Annotated in this window: 13 protein-coding genes; all 13 read right to left on the bottom strand. The window is 57.0% G+C overall.

Features of this window, described 5'->3' with window-relative positions:
- Positions 1-4 precede the first annotated feature (4 nt).
- Positions 5-1,381 carry an NnrS family protein gene (locus VN577_17145; GenBank protein ID HWR16554.1) on the bottom strand — a complete coding sequence of 459 codons (1,377 nt, stop codon included), beginning with the start codon at positions 1,379-1,381 and terminating at the stop codon, positions 5-7.
- Positions 1,382-1,397: 16 nt separating this feature from the next.
- On the bottom strand, positions 1,398-2,111 hold the full coding sequence (ric, locus tag VN577_17140) for an iron-sulfur cluster repair di-iron protein (GenBank protein ID HWR16553.1): 714 nt from the start codon (positions 2,109-2,111) through the stop codon (positions 1,398-1,400).
- 215 nt (positions 2,112-2,326) lie between these two features.
- Positions 2,327-3,031 carry a Crp/Fnr family transcriptional regulator gene (locus VN577_17135; protein ID HWR16552.1) on the bottom strand — a complete coding sequence of 235 codons (705 nt, stop codon included), beginning with the start codon at positions 3,029-3,031 and terminating at the stop codon, positions 2,327-2,329.
- Between the two features lie 88 nt (positions 3,032-3,119).
- Positions 3,120-4,361: a radical SAM protein gene (locus VN577_17130; protein ID HWR16551.1), complete on the bottom strand. Its 1,242-nt coding sequence runs from the start codon at positions 4,359-4,361 to the stop codon at positions 3,120-3,122.
- A gap of 169 nt (positions 4,362-4,530) precedes the next feature.
- The gene (locus VN577_17125) at positions 4,531-6,069 is read right to left on the bottom strand and encodes a NapC/NirT family cytochrome c (GenBank protein HWR16550.1); all 1,539 of its coding nucleotides are present in this window, start codon (positions 6,067-6,069) and stop codon (positions 4,531-4,533) included.
- 170 nt (positions 6,070-6,239) lie between these two features.
- Entirely contained in the window at positions 6,240-7,112 is an 873-nt protein-coding gene (locus VN577_17120; GenBank protein ID HWR16549.1) for a hypothetical protein, read from the bottom strand.
- A gap of 16 nt (positions 7,113-7,128) precedes the next feature.
- The gene (locus tag VN577_17115; protein ID HWR16548.1) at positions 7,129-9,210 is read right to left on the bottom strand and encodes a cytochrome c3 family protein; all 2,082 of its coding nucleotides are present in this window, start codon (positions 9,208-9,210) and stop codon (positions 7,129-7,131) included.
- Positions 9,194-11,194 carry a cytochrome b/b6 domain-containing protein gene (locus VN577_17110; protein HWR16547.1) on the bottom strand — a complete coding sequence of 667 codons (2,001 nt, stop codon included), beginning with the start codon at positions 11,192-11,194 and terminating at the stop codon, positions 9,194-9,196. The genes VN577_17115 and VN577_17110 overlap by 17 nt, the downstream gene beginning before the upstream one ends.
- A 390-nt stretch (positions 11,195-11,584) precedes the next feature.
- Positions 11,585-13,762, bottom strand: coding sequence for a hypothetical protein (locus tag VN577_17105; protein HWR16546.1), 2,178 nt, complete (start codon positions 13,760-13,762; stop codon positions 11,585-11,587).
- An 80-nt stretch (positions 13,763-13,842) separates the two neighbouring features.
- Positions 13,843-14,802: a DmsE family decaheme c-type cytochrome gene (locus tag VN577_17100; protein ID HWR16545.1), complete on the bottom strand. Its 960-nt coding sequence runs from the start codon at positions 14,800-14,802 to the stop codon at positions 13,843-13,845.
- A 288-nt stretch (positions 14,803-15,090) separates the two neighbouring features.
- Positions 15,091-15,498: a hypothetical protein gene (locus VN577_17095; GenBank protein HWR16544.1), complete on the bottom strand. Its 408-nt coding sequence runs from the start codon at positions 15,496-15,498 to the stop codon at positions 15,091-15,093.
- 50 nt (positions 15,499-15,548) lie between these two features.
- Positions 15,549-16,049: a Crp/Fnr family transcriptional regulator gene (locus VN577_17090; GenBank protein ID HWR16543.1), complete on the bottom strand. Its 501-nt coding sequence runs from the start codon at positions 16,047-16,049 to the stop codon at positions 15,549-15,551.
- A gap of 116 nt (positions 16,050-16,165) precedes the next feature.
- Positions 16,166-16,795, bottom strand: coding sequence for a Crp/Fnr family transcriptional regulator (locus VN577_17085; protein HWR16542.1), 630 nt, complete (start codon positions 16,793-16,795; stop codon positions 16,166-16,168).
- Positions 16,796-17,067 lie beyond the last annotated feature (272 nt).

The raw sequence follows: 17,067 nt of genomic DNA, 5'->3' as shown, positions 1-17,067 counted from the left end.
GCTCCTAGGCGATGGATGAATTCCGAGCAGTAATGCTGTACAGGGTGGCCGGCTTCACTACAGGCCGGCGCATGAAGGTAACAAACAGGTTAAGTGCAAATAAAGCAAAGGCGGTCAACTCAATGACCGCGGAGATTGGCAGGCAATGCCACGCCGCGGCTACGTAGCCGGGATAGGCAAGAACTTCAGAAACCACGCGTGCGGTGCATCCCACGGATGCCAGCAGCATGGAAAGGAACATCAGTCGCTTGCTGAACAGAAGCCGCATTCCCGAAAACGCCGGCAGAACTCGCTGGCCGACCGCGAAGATCATCATCGAGATGAATCCCACGGTCATCGCATGACGTCCGGCGCCGCCGATGCCGCCTGAACGGTCACCGTCAAACGCCGCCCAGATTGCCAACGACGCCGCTACCAGCAGCCATCCGTAGGCTGACCGGATGAAGATCGGCAGGGTTGGATGGACTCCATTCAGTTTTGCTGGTTGAATACTGGGCTCGAAGATGCGAAGCGCGTAGACCGCAATGATTGCCCCAGCTAGCGCCAATATCGACGCTGGACGGAACATTCCAAAGAAGGCGAACAGCACGCCAAGTAGATTGATAGCCGCAGCCGTCAGTAGTGCCCGGCTGCGGGGAGCGGCGAGCCCGATGAAAGTTGGAATCCACCGGGCAGTGAAACCCCAAACGGTGGTTGCAAGGAATCCCCAGGCGACCAGCACGAGAAACTTCTGGTCGAAGTGGTGTTCGAAGGCGGGCGAACTTGCCCGCGACGCCGTCGCGAACGCACCGTACATATTCGCCGCAAGGGTCGCAAGGAAGCCGAGAGTCCCCATCATGACCACAAGAGTCCAGGCTGCGAGTCTCGGCTTTTCTCCTCCCTCCTTCTTTTCGGGGCGATGACCCGAAACAGCACGGAAGAAGACGAGGAAGGCTGCGATCTCCAACACAGCCGAAACTGGCAATGCAATTCGCCAGTTCCAGCCATACACGTTCGTGAACCACCTCAGTCCAACTCCGCTCACCCAGAGCGCGAGAGCCAACCAAGGCTTGGAGAGCGCAAATGGTCCGCTCCCGCGCAGTTTCGGAATCGAGTAGAACCCGATCCCGAGGATGAACGTGGCCACCCATCCGAAGATCTGGGCGTGACCGTGCGCCTGCATCCAGGCGGGGTCAATCTTCGAAGAGTGTCCACTGATGGAGAAAAGGTTCCAGACGCCCAGGAAGGTTCCCGGCAGCAGCATGAACGCAAGCCCCACGCTGATGTATGCGGTCAGCATCCGTGAAAGGCCGATCTCCTGCTGGCGCGAGATGGCGAAGATTTCGGTCGGCGACATCTCGCGTCCGGCGGCGTTTTCAATGCGTGTAGGAAATGCGTTCATCGGCTCCCTCGACCTGTTACTGTCCCGCCTCGATCGCGATCGCGCGAGGGAAGAGAATGTTGTTTTCGAGGTGGATGTGCTGATGCAGGTCGAGTTCGAAGTCCGCGAGAGCCTGGTACAGCGTCTTGTAGCTGAAGCAGCCTTCCTCAGGCGCCTGGTAGCCGGAACTGAGTTCGCGCATCTCTGCCAGGCAATCGCCGGCCGAGTCGTGCTCGATCTCCATCATGTGGATGGGGTTGCGCACAGTGCCAAACATCGGCGCGCGCACGCGTCCCGAGTCGGTGGCCGAACCTTCCAGTTGCTTGATGTACGGAAACAGGATGTTCTCTTCCTTCATCATGTGTGAGGTGAGTTCATCACTGAGGCGCGCAAAAATGGGTTTGATCTCGTTCAGTTCGGGATGCCGTTCCCCGTGTTTGGTGGCCACCTTGTTCAGTAGTTGTTCCAGTCGAGGCAGTTCCTGTTTAACGTAGCCGTGGTGCCTGGTCACGATGTGATCGATCAGGTCACTGAGCGTTGCCTGCGTCCAGTTCGCGTCGCCCGCAGGCTGCGCGCCACGCTCGCTCAGGCGGCGGAGTACTTCATCGACCGGGATTTTTGCCTGGTCACACGCGTCGGAAAGAGTTTTGCCACCCCCGCAGCAGTAGTCGATTCCGAGCTTTTCGAATACCCGGGTCGCCTGCGGCACTTCTAACGCAAATTCACGGACGGTTTTGGAAACGTCGTACATCTGATTTTTCTCCGTTACTGAAAAACCGCTCTCACCGGCGGATCCCACAAGCGCCGGTGAGGCGCAATCAGGAGGTCTGACGCTGACTTTCGTGCGTCAGTGTTCAATCAGGAATGTACGGGGATATGGAAGGCAGGCCCATGACTTTTGTCACGAACCTGTCGGAATACGATATTTTTTCTCACGGGAGCGTGACAAAAGTCACGAGGGACGGGCTATTCGCTGCCCTCGAGCTCAGCCTCGAGCTTTGCCAGGCTGGGAACGATCAGGGTCTTACCTTCAACCATGACCAGCCCTTCGGCTTGAAGGCGGCTCAGGTTGCGCGACACCAGTTCCCTAACCGTTCCGATATGCGATGCCAACTCCTGGTTACTGGCCGGCAATGAAGCCTCCGTGCCACGCGCGGTCTTCTTGCCTTCTTTAGCCAAGCGCAAGAGGAAGGAAACCAGTCGCGACCGGACTGTCGTGAACGAAAGTTCCTCGATGATTCCGACCAGGCGTCGAAGTCTAGCGCCAACGACTTTCAACACCTTTAAGGCGACCTTTGGATGTACCAGGCAGAGAGAGTAGAAATCCTGTTTGCTGACGAACAGCACGCGCGTATCCACGGCGGCCGAGGTCGAAGCCGGATAATTGCCGCCGTCAAACACGGGCAATTCCGCGACGGAGGCACCGGGTCCTTCCATCGACAAAACCTGCTCGCGTCCGCTAGGTGAACTCTTGAAGATGCGCAGCTTGCCCGTTTCCACGATGAACAGTCCGGCGCATGGCTGGCCTTCCGAAAAGGCGAGCTCGCCAGCCTTGTAATCGCGCGGCACGGCGCGTTCTGCCAGGAACTGGAGCTCTGCTTCTGATAGGTCGGCGAAGATGGCAACTTTACGAAGGGTTTCGATTGCGTTGATCGGCTTGGCTGTCGGCATCGACGAACATTGTACGAGGCTCGCCCCAAAAAGAAAAAATCCGCACCAGACCCAGCAAATCTGGTGCGGTGCCGAAACGGCCTGAAGCTCAGGCCTTGCTTGTGGCAGGACTCATCTTGGGCTCATAAATGCAGAACGGTTCGGGATCAAGCATGTCGCCGGTAGCGGCGAAGGCGCGTGCCCGGCAGCCCATGCAGACGTTGCGGAACTCGCAGCAACCGCATTTTCCCTTCAGATTGCCAGTATCGCGCAGCTGCTCGAATACCACCGAGTTGTTCCAAATTTCCGAGAATGGCTGCTTCTTCAAATCTCCGGCAAGCACGGGCAGGTAGCCGCACGGGAAGATTTCTCCTTCATGCGAAATGAAGCAGACGCCGGTTCCGGCGAGGCAGCCCTTCGTCATTGCACTCATCGCAGGATCTCCGCCGGGATGGCCTGTGGGGTGTCCGGTATGGTGACCCTTCGGCTTAAGCACAACTGCATTCGACCCGGGCATAGTCATATCCGACGGACCAATCTCGGGAGCGTGACCTCCGCCGTACGTCATACTGCCGGCCGCGACTGCTTCACGGCGTTCCTGCGCACGACGCTGCCGGACTACGCGGAAGTAATGCGGAGCACAGGTGGCCTTCAGTTCCAGATCGCCGAGCTTCGACTGGTCGTAGAACCAGTTCAACATCTGCTCGTACTCTTGCGGCGACACCATCTGCTCTTCCGCGATATCGACTCCGCACCCCACCGGGACGAGCAGGAAGGTGTGCAGGGCATCTGCGCCGAGACGGCGCGCCAATTCGACCACCGCAGGCAATTGCTTAGCATTATGCTTTGCGATCGTCATGTTGATCTGGACGGACATGCCCAGCTCTTGCAGGTTCTTCATGCCGTAGATCGCCGCATCAAACGCGCCGGGGATTCCGCGGAAAGTGTCATGCGTCATTGCATCGGCGCCGTCCAGACTGATCGACACGCGCTTCACGCCCGAGTCTTTGATTTTTCTGGCCACGTCCTTCGTAACCAAGGTGCCGTTCGTCGCCAGAGCTACACGGATTCCGCGCTGAGTGGCAAACGCGGCAAGGTCGAAGATGTCGGCACGATACAGAGGCTCGCCGCCGCTCAGCACCAGGATCGGGTTTGCGAAATCGGCGATCTGCTTGATGATCTCGATAGCTCGGCCTGTGGGGAGGTCCATTGGCGAAGCCAGCTCTGTGGCTGTCGCGCGGCAATGGATACAGCGCAGGTTACATCCCTTCGTGACTTCCCAGAAGATAAGTCTGGGTTTGAACTGCTCCGGATCCGGTTTTTTGCTGGTTTTAGTAGCTTCGGCTTGCATCCTGCTCTCCTATATCCGCTTGCGCGGTGCGGGTGTTCTTCCCCGTCAGACTCAGGGTAGAAAAACGGTGAACATAGGGGCCGTGACTTGTATCACAAGCTGGAGTGAGATCACTCACGCACAGAAAAAGGCGGCCCGTAGGCCGCCTAAACAAAAGCAAACATGAGCTTTACGGCCCGACTCCGCCGGTGTGGCAGTCGGCACAATTCACCGCGCCCAGGTCGCCAAGGTCCACTGGATGCGTGAACTTCGCGCCTTCCGCAACTTGAATCAACTGCTTGCCGCTCTCCATCTGGGCCATGATCGTGTGGCAGACGTTGCAGTCCTTGGTGATGACCTTTCCTTCCGCGCTCACGTGGTTGCCGTCATGGCATCTAAAGCATCCGGATGAGTAGAAGTGCCCGACGTTGTTTGGATGAACCCGCCAGTCAACCTTCATTTCGGGGAAGATCGTCGTTTCGTAGATACGCTGTACTTCGCTGATAGCGGCGCGAACTGCACCCTGCCGCGACTTCCAGATGTCCGGATACTTCTCCGTATAGAACTTCTCCAGTTCTGTTTGGATAGCTCGAACAGCCTCGTCGTTCGTCTTGTATGAGCCCGTCAATACTGTTACAGCCTGCTGCTTGATATACGGGAGGCTCACATCCAAACGTCCAGCAACAAGGGCGTTATCCACAGACCGATCGGGCGGTACGTAAATATGCGTCGGACGATTGTGGCAATCTACACAGTCCATACGACGCGAATTTCCTTTTGCGATCTCTTCCTGGCTCACATCCTTGACTGAGTAAATCGTGGTCTTACCCGTTAGCCTGTCCTTCGCCTGCACCCATGGGATCACCTGGCGCTGCGCATCGGTCGACACGTAGGTGATCTCGTTGTTGATATTCATGTGCCAGTGAATGCCCGAAGTTGCGCCCATCGAAGGATCGCCACCGCCAGTCTTGATCAGCATCTGGATCTGGCGCGGCGTGTTCTTTTCGTCATTACCGTAATGCGTAAATTCCTTCAACTGTGCGCCATGGAACTTCTTCGGCCAATGGCACTGCTCGCACGTCTCGGGTGCCGGGCGCAGATTCGCGACGGGTGTGGGAATCGGCCGCGGGAACTTGTTAAACGCCACCGCATATAGCTGATACGCACCGGACAGTTTCGACTTCACATACCAACCGGCGCCCGCACCCACGTGGCACTCCACGCATGCGACTCGCGCATGAGGGGACTGCTGGTAAGCAACAAACTCCGGCTTCATCACCTCGTGGCAGAGTTGGCCGCAGAACTGCACAGAATCCGTGAACTCGTAGGCCCGGTAACTACCAGCCGCACTAATCGCTATGAAGACCACCGAAAAGGTCACGACCGCCGCAAAACTAGCGCGCTGCTTGGGGTTGTTCAGGTCGATTCGCGGAAACTTAGGGATGACACTGGGCGCGCGTTTACGGCGCCGGCTGCGTTCGATCAGCATGCCGACCGGAATCAGCAACAGGCCAAATATCATCAGCCCGGGCATCAACATGTAGGCGAAGATCCCAATGTAAGGACTGGGGCTCTGCGCCATGAAGTCCAGGAACACCAGAAATGCGATGTTCGCGGCAGCGACCAATGCAATCGCCATGCCCAGAAGACTGATCAAGTTCCGGGTCAATGGTGGCGGAGTATTTACAGCGGCGGATTCGGGTCCCTGTACTTCCGGGTTCTCTGACATTCCCACTCTCCCGTGTTCGCTATCCTGCGGCCTCTATGGGTCGTCAGGGTAATTCGTCTGTAATCAGAATTCAATTCCGAAGGTAGCGCGAAGTGCGCACATCCGGGGGTGACCTTAATCACAACCCGGTGTGCTCTGCCACCGTCATCACCTGCTGCTTTGCAAGCGGCTTAGCGGTATGCAAACAACATCGAGTAGATGATCCAGATAACGATACTGAATCCGATGGACAGCGCAGTCCAGGCAAATGCCCGGAACGCCTTCACTACGATCTCCGGATGCGCCTCCGCAAGGTGCTCTTCCAGTTTGCCGGATGCTACCAGTTCTTCATACTCACGCGGCTTGTCGCGCTTCAGTTCGGCAAGCGTCATCCGCCCCGTGAAGATGGTGGTGTCCATGGGGAATTTCTCGGGGCGCAGGTGCGTATTGAAGAAGTGCACCGTGAAAATGAAACCAGTCGCCAGCAGGGCCTCGTCGCTGTGGATGATGGTCGCAACGTTGATGAACGAACCCGGCAGTATCCTCGTAAACAGAATGGGGAACCACAGCGTTAGCCCCGTCGATCCGATAATAAAGATGCCCCAGAACACCGCGAAATAATCGAACTTCTCCCAGTATGTCCAGCGTCCGTACTGTGGACGCGGGCCCATGTTCAGGAACCACTTCATGGTGGCGATAAACTCGCGCAGATCCTGCCCGTTCGGGAGCATGCTTTGCGCGCCAAAGATCATCTGGATCCAGGTCCTGTTGTTCTCTTTTTTCATCCGGTACAGATCGACAAGGTGGGTGATGAAAGTTCCGAACATGATGACAGCGGCGAAACGATGAATGAAGCCGGCCGTTTCGAAACCGCCCAGAATTCGCGACAGCATGACCGCCCAGCCGGTATAGGAGAACTTCAGCGACATCCCGGTCAGCGCCAGGGTGATAAAGCTGACCACCATGCATCCATGAAGCGCGCGATTCTTGCGCGTGAAACGGACAAATTCACGGTGGCTGTCGCTCGCCTTCACCTCTGGCGCAGTTCCTACCGCAGTTGCCATGGAACCATTCGACATACTATTGGGCCTCTCCACCCGGTTTCGCGTTCGGATCAGTATTCTCTGCGGTTTCGCCGCTATTGCCGTTTTTCTCCTGCGCCTTGAGTTCGCGCCTCATCTGTAGTGCTTTCGGCAGCCAGAGCAGGGTGTGCGCGCCGCCGATAACGAACGTGGATACCAGCAGTGCAGTCATGCCCCAGAACGCCCAGAAAAGGAACGGGTACTTCTTCGGATCGTGGTGAGTAGCGTGCGTCAGGTATCCGGCAAACCGGCGAGTGGCGCCAGTGTGGCACTTCTGGCATGTCTTCACCACATTCGCACGACTCAGGTGCGAGTTTGGATCGGCGATCCTCAGGATGTCGTGCGCGCCGTGGCAGTCGTAGCACTTCGCCGTCTTGGTGTAGCCAAGCCGCGAAACCTTGCCGTGATAAGTGTCAAAGTACGTCTTCGCAATTTCCTCGTGACACTGGCCGCATTTCCCCATGATCTCGAGCTTGAACTTGTCCTGGTCAGCTCGATTGATCGAGTGCGCTGTGTGGCAATCGGAGCAAACCGGCAGTTTCTTGTCCGTCTTGGTAACACTCGCCGAGTGCACGCTGTTGACGAACTGCTCTTCGATCCCGTGGTGGCACTGGCCGCAAGTCGAGGGGACGTTCTTCGGGTTGACGGTCGATTCAGGGTCAGACTTCGGCAGTTCACGGTGTGCCGTGTGACAGTTGGTGCAGGTAGCCGTGACCGTTAGGCCGCTCTTCAACAGACCTTTGCCGTGAATACTCTCCGAGTAGTGCTGAATGATCTCGCGCTGTTCGCCGGTATAGCGCACCGCAGCCTTGGCGCCCTCACGGTGACATTTGCCGCAAAGCTGTGGAACGTTAGTCGGGAACGTCGCTGAGTCAGGATTACGCTTGCCGAGAATTCCATGCGTGCCGTGACACTCCCGGCATGTGGGGGCGTTGCTGTCCTGTGCCGCAAAGAGTTGGCCGTGCTTACTGCGCTGGTATTGTTGCCCAACTTCTTCGTGGCATTTGCTGCAGTCCACTTTCTTGGTGATGGTCTCGCAGGCGCGTACTCGCGAAGCGTTCACTTCCGAGTGGCATTGGCTGCACGCAACTTTGGCGTGCCGGGAGCCTGCGACTTCCTGGGCTTTGACGAACATGGAACGTCCGTCTTTTGATTTGAGTCCCTGATTTGAGTGGCAGCGCATACAATCTGCGTCCGCCATACCCTGCTCGTAGAAGACGTTGCGGATCTTGTGTGGCTGGTGACAATCCACGCACGCCGGTAGTACGTGCGATTCTTTCTCCCACAGTTCGCCGCGGATCACTTTCCGGTGTACCTGTTCGATTTGCGAGTGACACTTGGTACAGGTCTTGGCGATGTTCCTGCGCGCGATGGAAGACCCTGGATCGGTATGCGGCAGGATCGAGTGAGGCGTGTGACACGACGCGCAGTTCGGCGCAACCGACAACCCCTTTTTCAACAGCGCTTCACCGTGAATACTCTCGGAGTAGTTCTCGATGATGTTGTGCTGGCTGATATTTGGATTGGCCTGGACCGCCGTTCCTTCCCGGTGGCACTTTCCGCAGAGGAATGGAACCTTTAACGGCGCAACGGAAGACCGCGCATCTTTGACCGGGTAGATTTCGTGATTCCCGTGACAGTCCACACAGCGCGGAGCCAATGTGCTGCCCCGCGCAATCGCCTTCCCATGAAGCGACTTCTGGTGCAGTTCCTGTTCGCTGCTATGGCAAGTCCCGCAAACGACCTTTTTAGGAGTGCCATGCGGCAGGTCTTGTCCTTCAAGGTCAGCGTGGCACGATGTACAGTTCAGGGATCCATGTACCGATCCGCCGAACCTCTTGTTGTCCACAAACAAAGAGACAGTCCGCGAACCATGCTTCGTCGTCATGGACTTCTCTCCATGACACGCAAGGCAGGTGTCGTTCTGTTCGTTTGCCGGGGCGGGTTTTGGACTCGCGGCGGAACGTGTCACCAGGAATGCGAATGACACGCCCACCAGCACGAGTACGAGCAATGCCCGGAACCAGAAATATCCGGTAATCCGCCGAAAGGCGGCAGCTAGCCTAGTTGTGTGCGGCATCCGATTTTCCCGTCTTGGAGTCGCTGGCGATCACAGCTTCGCCGTCGCCTTCGGCGTGCTCGGCAGCCTTGCCGACCGACGCAACAATCGTGTCCTGATCAAGCGAGTGCTCGTGGCTGTAGAGCTCCACCGACATCTTTCCGTCGTACCAGGCCCAGTTCATCGGATAGACATCCGGATCGAAGATGACCTGATAGAAGTGCCAGACCACAATGGCGAGCGTCGCCAGAATTGCCTCGTAAAAGTGGATCGCGGTCGCAACGTCAAGCCACCACCGCGGCACGAGGTTGCCGAAGCCGACCTTGAACCAAAGCATCAGGCCAGTGGAGGCCATCACGAACGTGCCCCAGACCAGTGCCCAATACTCCATCTTTTCGCCATAGGTAAAGCGGTGGAAGTGCGCCGGCTTGCCGCCCAGTCCGAGGTAGTAACGCAAATTCTCGACGATGTCAGTTGCGTCCTTCGGGACCGGTAGCATATCCATCATCATTTGCCGGCCGCTCTTTTTCGCTGCCAGATAAAAGACGTGATAGACGGAGACCAGAATCAGCGTGGTACCCGCAATACGGTGTACCCAGCTCCGCACGAATTCGCCCATCAGTAACGCGCGTGAGAACATCGATTCCGGATACTTCAGCGCGAATCCGGTGATCACCAGCGTGATAAACGAAACCAGAAGAATAAGGTGCTGAATGCGCTGTTCTTTCTCCATTCGGACGACAATTCGGCGAGGATCCTTACGCTTCGCGGCCGCCTTCTTCCGCCAGATCAGTACGTTGTGCAGAAGCATGAAGCCGATCGTTCCGAAGATGAACCCAAGATAGATTCGCCTCGTCCAGTTCACGGCGATGCTGCCGACATCCGCCGAAAGCGGAGCCTGGATGTGAATCTTTCCTTTTACGAAGTTATCGCCCGCGCCGGGATGGCATTGTCCGCACGTCGCAGTCAGGTTGGCCTGGGCGATAGTGGATTTCGGGTCGGAAGACGGCAGAATGTTGTGGACCCCGTGGCAGCTTGCGCAATTGGCGGCCGTCTTGGATCCCATCTTCGAGGCAAGTCCGTGGTAGCTCGCGTTGTAGGAACTCGCGCGTCCGCCGGCAATGCCGAAATCTTCCGACAGTCTCACGCCTTCGTGGCACTTTGCGCAGGTGGTGCGTGCGAGGTTCTGTGCCGACACCGAAGAATTCGGATCGATGTGCGATTTGATGCCGTGAATTCCGTGGCAATCCGTACAAACGGGCGACGAAGAAACGCCCTTCGTGATCGCCTGTCCGTGGATGCTGCCCATGAACTCCGTCTTCACATTTTCGTGACACTTACCGCACGTGTTTGGAACGTTGAACTTGAAGATGGAACTCTTGGGATTCGCAGCGTTCAGGACTTCATGAGCTCCATGGCAGTCAGTGCAAACCGCAGCCTTGCCGGAGCCAGCCGAAACCGCCTTACCGTGTACGCTCTCTTCGTAAGAGAAGAACGGCGCGCTCGATCGTCCGCTGGATTCCATCACGAACTTCTGGCCGTGACAGGTGCCGCAGGTCTTGGGGATGTTCTGGTGCGCGACCGGAGACTTCGGGTCGCTCGCAGGAACCACTTCATGCAGGCTTCCGTGACACGAAACGCACGTGGCCGCCTGCTTGTTGCCTTTCGCTAGAGCTTCCCCGTGTACGCTCGCCTTATAGCCTGCGACCTGATCAGCGTGACAGGTGGAGCAGTCGACCTTCGCCGGCGCCGGATCGTGCGGAAAACCCTTCACGTCGGTGTGGCAGTCGGTACAACCAAACATGCTGCCATGGAGCGAGTTCTTGAATTTTCCTTCGTCTACGTGCAGGCTGACCGGCTTGCCGTCCACATCTTTCGCGAGGCTTGCATCGCTGTGGCAGGACAGACATTCCGCAGTTTTATCCTGCGGCGCGGGCTTCTCCTTGGCAAAGGCGCCGATCGCAAACAACAGGATAAAGACAGATAAGACCTTGGCGGTTCGCATTATGACTCCCAGCAGTTCCTAAAACCAAACTGAGGGGCGGCGCGTAAATAACACCGATATAAGACCGAAGCGGGAAGAACACGCATCCAGCCCCTCGGGCCCATTTAGGACCAATGTCATTGTTCCGAATCCATGCCTCACGGGGCTGTGAGCCATCTCACTTCCTCGGGTGATACGAAACACGCCACTACGGGTGAGCGCGGATGGTGTGAGCGCCGTCACGCCCAAGGGCCCATCGTGGGGCCGCGCCAGATGCGCGTGGAATGCGGGAAGAACGCTGATGGAGAGGAATTCTCGATGCTGCTAAGAGCACTGTTGAAGATCACAACGGCGGGTGAGAAACAAAAAGGCGGTCCGCGAAGGACCGCCTAGTTTAAAGCCGAACGAACGTTAGAAAGCGTAACGGACTGACAGCACGCCACGGTTGTCGTGGAAGTTCCGCGGCAACGTGGGCCCGGCAACCCCGGCCTCGCGATACTGATCGTAGTTCCAGTACGCGTTCAGGTTCACGCTCTTCATCACCTCCACGCTCACCGACGCCAGTGGCTGGTGATACGTGAACTGGAGCGGCCCAAGCGGCTGGAGGGTGTTCAGAATCGTTGCGTTCCCATCGGTTTTGGTAATTCCATAGCCGATGTTGGTCGTTACTTTTGGAACCGGTTTGAACATCACAGTCCCGCTGAAATAGTGCGTGTTGTTCTCGTAAATTGAATAGATCCAGTTCGGGTTGTTGTTTTCGGACGAACTGAACGTTGGACAGGCTCCGGCGATCGTTCCCGGCGCCTGAAATGTGCCGTTGTAGCAGATGTAGGCATCCTGCAGGATGTCGGAGTAGTTGTAGCTCAGGTCCATGCTGAAGCGTTCGGTTGGGAACAACGTCGTCAGGAACCCGGCATTACGGAAATGCTGGGCATACTGGGTGTCGAATGCACCGTTCCGGCTTTCATTGAAGTTGACGGAAGCCGACATCGTGCCCCACCGTCCTGGCTTATAACTCACCCGGCCGCGGACCTGCTGCCGCTGCCGCGGACTGATGCGGGTCAGGAAGTTATCAGCCGTCGTCGCCTCCACTTCCATGTTGATCCGCAATGCATCCATTGGACGCATCCAGACCGTGAGCAGTGGTCCATGCTCGTTGATGGTGCGATCGATATCAAACTCCTGCGGCTGTTCGTCCGTGGGTACAAATTCCAAGACTCTCCGCTGGCGCCACCGGTAACCGACGTTCACGCCAAACTGCTTGACCGGCGAATACTCCACCTGGAAGAGGTTCTGGAAGGTCCTCATGCCAAGGAAGTTGTAGAAGGTCTCCGAGGTTGAGGTCGTTGTTCCCAACCCACTTAACAACGTTGCAGGCGTTCCCGCAGCAAGAGTCGCCGTCTCAACCGAATCCCACAGCCCCGGAATCCGCCAGTTGTCGTACCGGAAACTGTCGGTAATTCGGATGCCATCGGTTACTTCGAACGACCCCGCTATGTCGGCGTTCGTCGAGAGCCGCCTTACGCTCGCCGGGCCTCCAAACGTAAACTGACGTTCGCGCGTGCGGGTCACCAGTCCGTCGAAAAACTCCGAGTACGGCGTGTTCATATCCGCGGAACTGTAGCTCACGTGGCCGGTCAGATTCACTCGCTTGAAGTAGTTGGATGTAAACGTCAACTGCTCCGTCGGATTCGTGGTACGAGCCCTCAGGTACCGCGAGTACGCGAAATATCCATTGCACGCGGGATTCGCCAATCCTGTAGAACTCACCGCGTTATTGCACGGCTGACCCGCCGCCACATTGATCGGTAGTCCGAACTCGACCATGAGCGGGTTGGCTCCGGTCGTCAATGGATACTGAGCAAAGGGCGCGAGGAAGGTGTCTGTATCAGTCCGATCCAGACTGTAGAACTGGTCGTAGCTGATCGTTGTCTTCGGCAGAACCTTGAGGTCAACCCCGACCCGGTACATATCCTGTGTCACATTCCAAGGCTGCGCCAGCAGGACATCCGTTCCTTCATGGAAGGACGTGAACGACGGTCCTTCCGAACGATTCCGCGAATATCCAAGCCGTACGCTGACTCGCGATGCCGGCAACAAGGTCAGGCCGAAGTCATACATTCTGCGCTTGATATCCATGGAGTGGGGGGAGAAATCCACCGGCACGTTCGGATTCGATGTCGGCGGATTCAATGGATTCGCCAGCAGGTTGTAGTTGAAGAAATTGTGATCTCGGCGGAACAATGCGCTGAAGTCATAGAGTTTGTACTTCGATACGCGTGCGCGGGCCACGTTCTCCGGATCGCCGCCCCACCCGAAACTGCTCAGGAACAGATCGTCGAACAACGCGCCTGCATGCTGCGGCGACCGGATCGACAGCGTCTGCTCGAGCACTCGCGGCCCCTGGTTCTGGTCGATAAAGGTGTCATAGATGTCCTTGTTTCCAGTCACATCCACGTACCGGTATCCCAGCTCAACGCTTTGCTCAACCTGAAAACCGCCCATTTCCCTTCCGTCCGCTGCGGCGGGCGTTTGCGTTTGCGCCATAGCCGCCGCGGACATCATGAATAGCACTACCCATAGCCTCATAAGAGCCTCCGGACCCCTGTTGCTGTGGCGGCGCTCCGCCTGGTTCACTCTCTGCCGTCGTTTGCGCGAAGTTTGTTCTGTCATGGTTTGAAGAACACCTCGCTGAAGTTCGATCCGTGTATGTACACGTGGCACAAAGTGCAGGACTGGTACTTCTGGTTCTGGTTGTGTGCCGGTCCGGCAGGATTTTGGGAAGGTGCTCCACTCGCCGCCAGCGTATGGCACTGTAAGCAAAGCAGGTTCACATTGCTGGTTCGCAGCAGGCGGGGATTGGTCGATCCATGCGGCGTATGGCAGGACTGGCACCCCTCGGTTTTGACCGGAATGTGCTCAAAAACGAACGGCCCGCGCTTCTCCGTATGGCACTTCATGCAGACCTGGTCCTGCGCTGCGGTGGTTCGCATCTGCTTCTGCTGCGTTCCGCCATGCACGTTGTGGCAGTCGCTGCACTGGACCAGCCCCTCATTCACCCGATGGCGAAACGGACGGCTGAACTCTGCGCGCTGTTCCGTGTGGCACTGATAGCAGAGTGTCGGCTGCGACGCGGAAAGCAACGAGCGCTTTTCCTTTGGTTGGTGCACAGAATGGCAACTGGTGCATCCGACTCCATTCGTCAAGTGCACGGAACTCTTGAAATTGTTCTGGTCATGCCCCGACTGGTGACACTGCAGGCACTGTGCGCTCGCCTGCTGCACGGATGCCTTGCCGGGATTGAAAATCTTGGTGGTGTCTCCGCCGCCCTCAACGTGCGCCGAACCGGGTCCATGGCAGGATTCGCACCCGTGCCACTCCTTCGACTTACCGCCGGACTCTTCCTTTAACAACTGAAAGTGCGGATTCGTCCCGAACCGATTATGTACCTCTTCGTGACAGCCCTTACATGTCTCTGACCCGACATACTGAGCCGACGCCGGTACTGCACTCGTTTGCTTCGTGTCCGTAGCCTGTTGCGGTTTCTTTCCCCAGGCAACGGACCCCGGCAACCAGAGCAGCACTAAGGCCGTGATTATTAGAAGAATGCTTCTGTTGAATCGTGACATCCTTGGCTCCTACGTTCGTTTCGTCCCACGACGAGCTTCGATTCTTATGGCCCAGCAGGCGTTTTGGCGTGATACTTGTCACAAATACAACAACTTCATTTTGGTGTTTGGCACCGGTTCTGATTTGGGAACAGGAAATTTCAGTCTGAGACGGGCGGTGCTTCAGTCGTCCACGGGCGTGCGGACCACTGCCACAAAGGCTAAAAAGGGAGTTACCTCCCGGTTGGTCTTGCGTCTGGCCAATCGTTCTAAACTCGCTCTGGTTCTTGCTTTTCCCCAGACTGAGGCTTAGGCAGGATTTTGCATGAGATTGTCGTCCGCTTTCAAGAGATACTTTTTGCGAACGTAGTGGTGGGACGAATGACAGGAGATGCAGGCCACATCTCCCTCCGCATGCCGCTCCATCACCGGATCTCGATGGCACTGGCCGCATCGTTCGCGGACCTCCGCCGGTGATGCCTTCACAAAGCTGAAGATCTTCGCCGGATCACCGCCACCCCTTAGATGCTGCTCCCCCGGACCGTGGCAACCCTCGCAGCCCTTTTCTTCATGAGGCGTCCCCTGCATGGTCCGCTGCTCCGGCAGGTGGCATTTGAAACAGGCGTGTTTCCCGGTTGTCTTTTGGGGATCGGCAGCGGAGACACTTAGCACCAGCGTACTAATCAGCACGGCGATACTCAGATCTCTCAGGAACATACGACTCCTTTACGTTGAAGTCGTGTGGCCGGTAAATGCGCTGGCGCCCTTTAGGCGCGAGCTCGAACAGGAATGCGCGGCCGCCGGGAACGGGTTAATCCGACGGTACGAACGCGATCAAATGCGACATGTAGATCCTGGCTCAGCAGGTGCACTACCTGCATGCAGGCTTCGCGATGATCCTTAAGGAACCGCAAGAGGTCCTTGCGCTTTACAAATGCGACTTGCGCGTTGTCGAGGATTTCCGCCGTGATTTCGTACGGCTTACCCGACATTGTGGCGCTCAAGCCCAGCACCTCTCCCGGGCCCGCCACTCGAAGCATTAACCGCTTGCCCGTTTCCGAACAAACCGATAACTTCACGCGCCCTTCGCACAGGACAAAAATTCCGCGCGGCAGCCTTCCCTCTTGAAACAGGGTCTCGCCCCGCGGAAGTTGCTGGACCGATTTAATGCTGTCGAAAGATATCAATGCCTCCGCCGGGAGGTCGCAAAAAACGCGGTCCGGGCGCAGTTCGCATTTAAAGCAGCTCTGATGCGTTGCGCTCTCCATGACTCACGTTATCTCTCGCTTCGGACCAACCACACAGTGATTGGAGTCACAAATTATCGTGATGCCTTTGAACCGATGCGCAATAACATCATGGATTTCCGGACCGCTATTGTTCCTTACGATGCGCTGGCGATGGACTTCAGCGCGGCCTTGTTGCGTATCAGTAACGTCGAGCCCTTTGCCATTACAATCTGGCGCTTCTTCAGGTCGGCAAACAATCGTGTCACCGTTTCGCGTGACGTGCCGATCATCTGCGCAATCTCTTCATGCGTCAAAGCCAGCTTCAGGCGCGGTTCTACCTTGTTCGATTCCCCATTCTTCGCGCTCCACTCAAGCAACAGCTTCGCAAGCTTTTCCGCCGCCGAATGCGACAGGCCCAGAGACCTGATTTCATGGCAAGCGGCGTTGTACTTGTCGCTGAGCTGCTCGGCAACCCGGAAACACGCGTCCGCGTGCTCGCGCAGAAAACGCAGGAAATCTTCCCGTTTCACGAAGTTCACCTGGCACGGGTCCAGCGTCTCCGCCGTTAGCTCATAAGCCTTCCCTGAAACCGTGGCGCTTAACCCGAGTACTTCACCAGGTTCGGCAACTTTCAGGATCAAGGTTTTGCCATCTGTGGAGCAGATGGAAAGTTTCACGCGACCTTTGCAGAGAACGTAGATTCCGCGGGGTGCCTGGCCTTCCACAAACAGGACTGCGCCTTTCGGATAAGCAGTGGCGTATTTAATTGTTTCGAATGACTGCAACGCGCCGGTAGGCAGATCGCAAAACAGGCGATCAGCGCGTAATTTACATGTAAAACAGCTTTCTATAATGTCGAGACCATATGGTGATAGCACGGCACAACCCCCTGTGACAGAATCACGACGAGACCGTTTGCGCCTCGCGCCGTGCTCATGGCCTGCACCACCGGAGTAATCCCCAGCGACAGTTCATGGCTGCGCCCGCGGTAAACACACCTCGTTCGTCTAGCAGCCCAAATGTGATCTTTGTCACGAGGCTAGTGTCCGATGCGGTG

Source organism: Terriglobales bacterium (assembly GCA_035561515.1).
In the GTDB taxonomy this organism is placed as follows: Bacteria; Acidobacteriota; Terriglobia; order Terriglobales; family Acidobacteriaceae; genus DATMXP01.
Note: the sequence above shows the minus strand (reverse complement) of the source record. Positions and strands in the feature narration are given on the sequence as shown.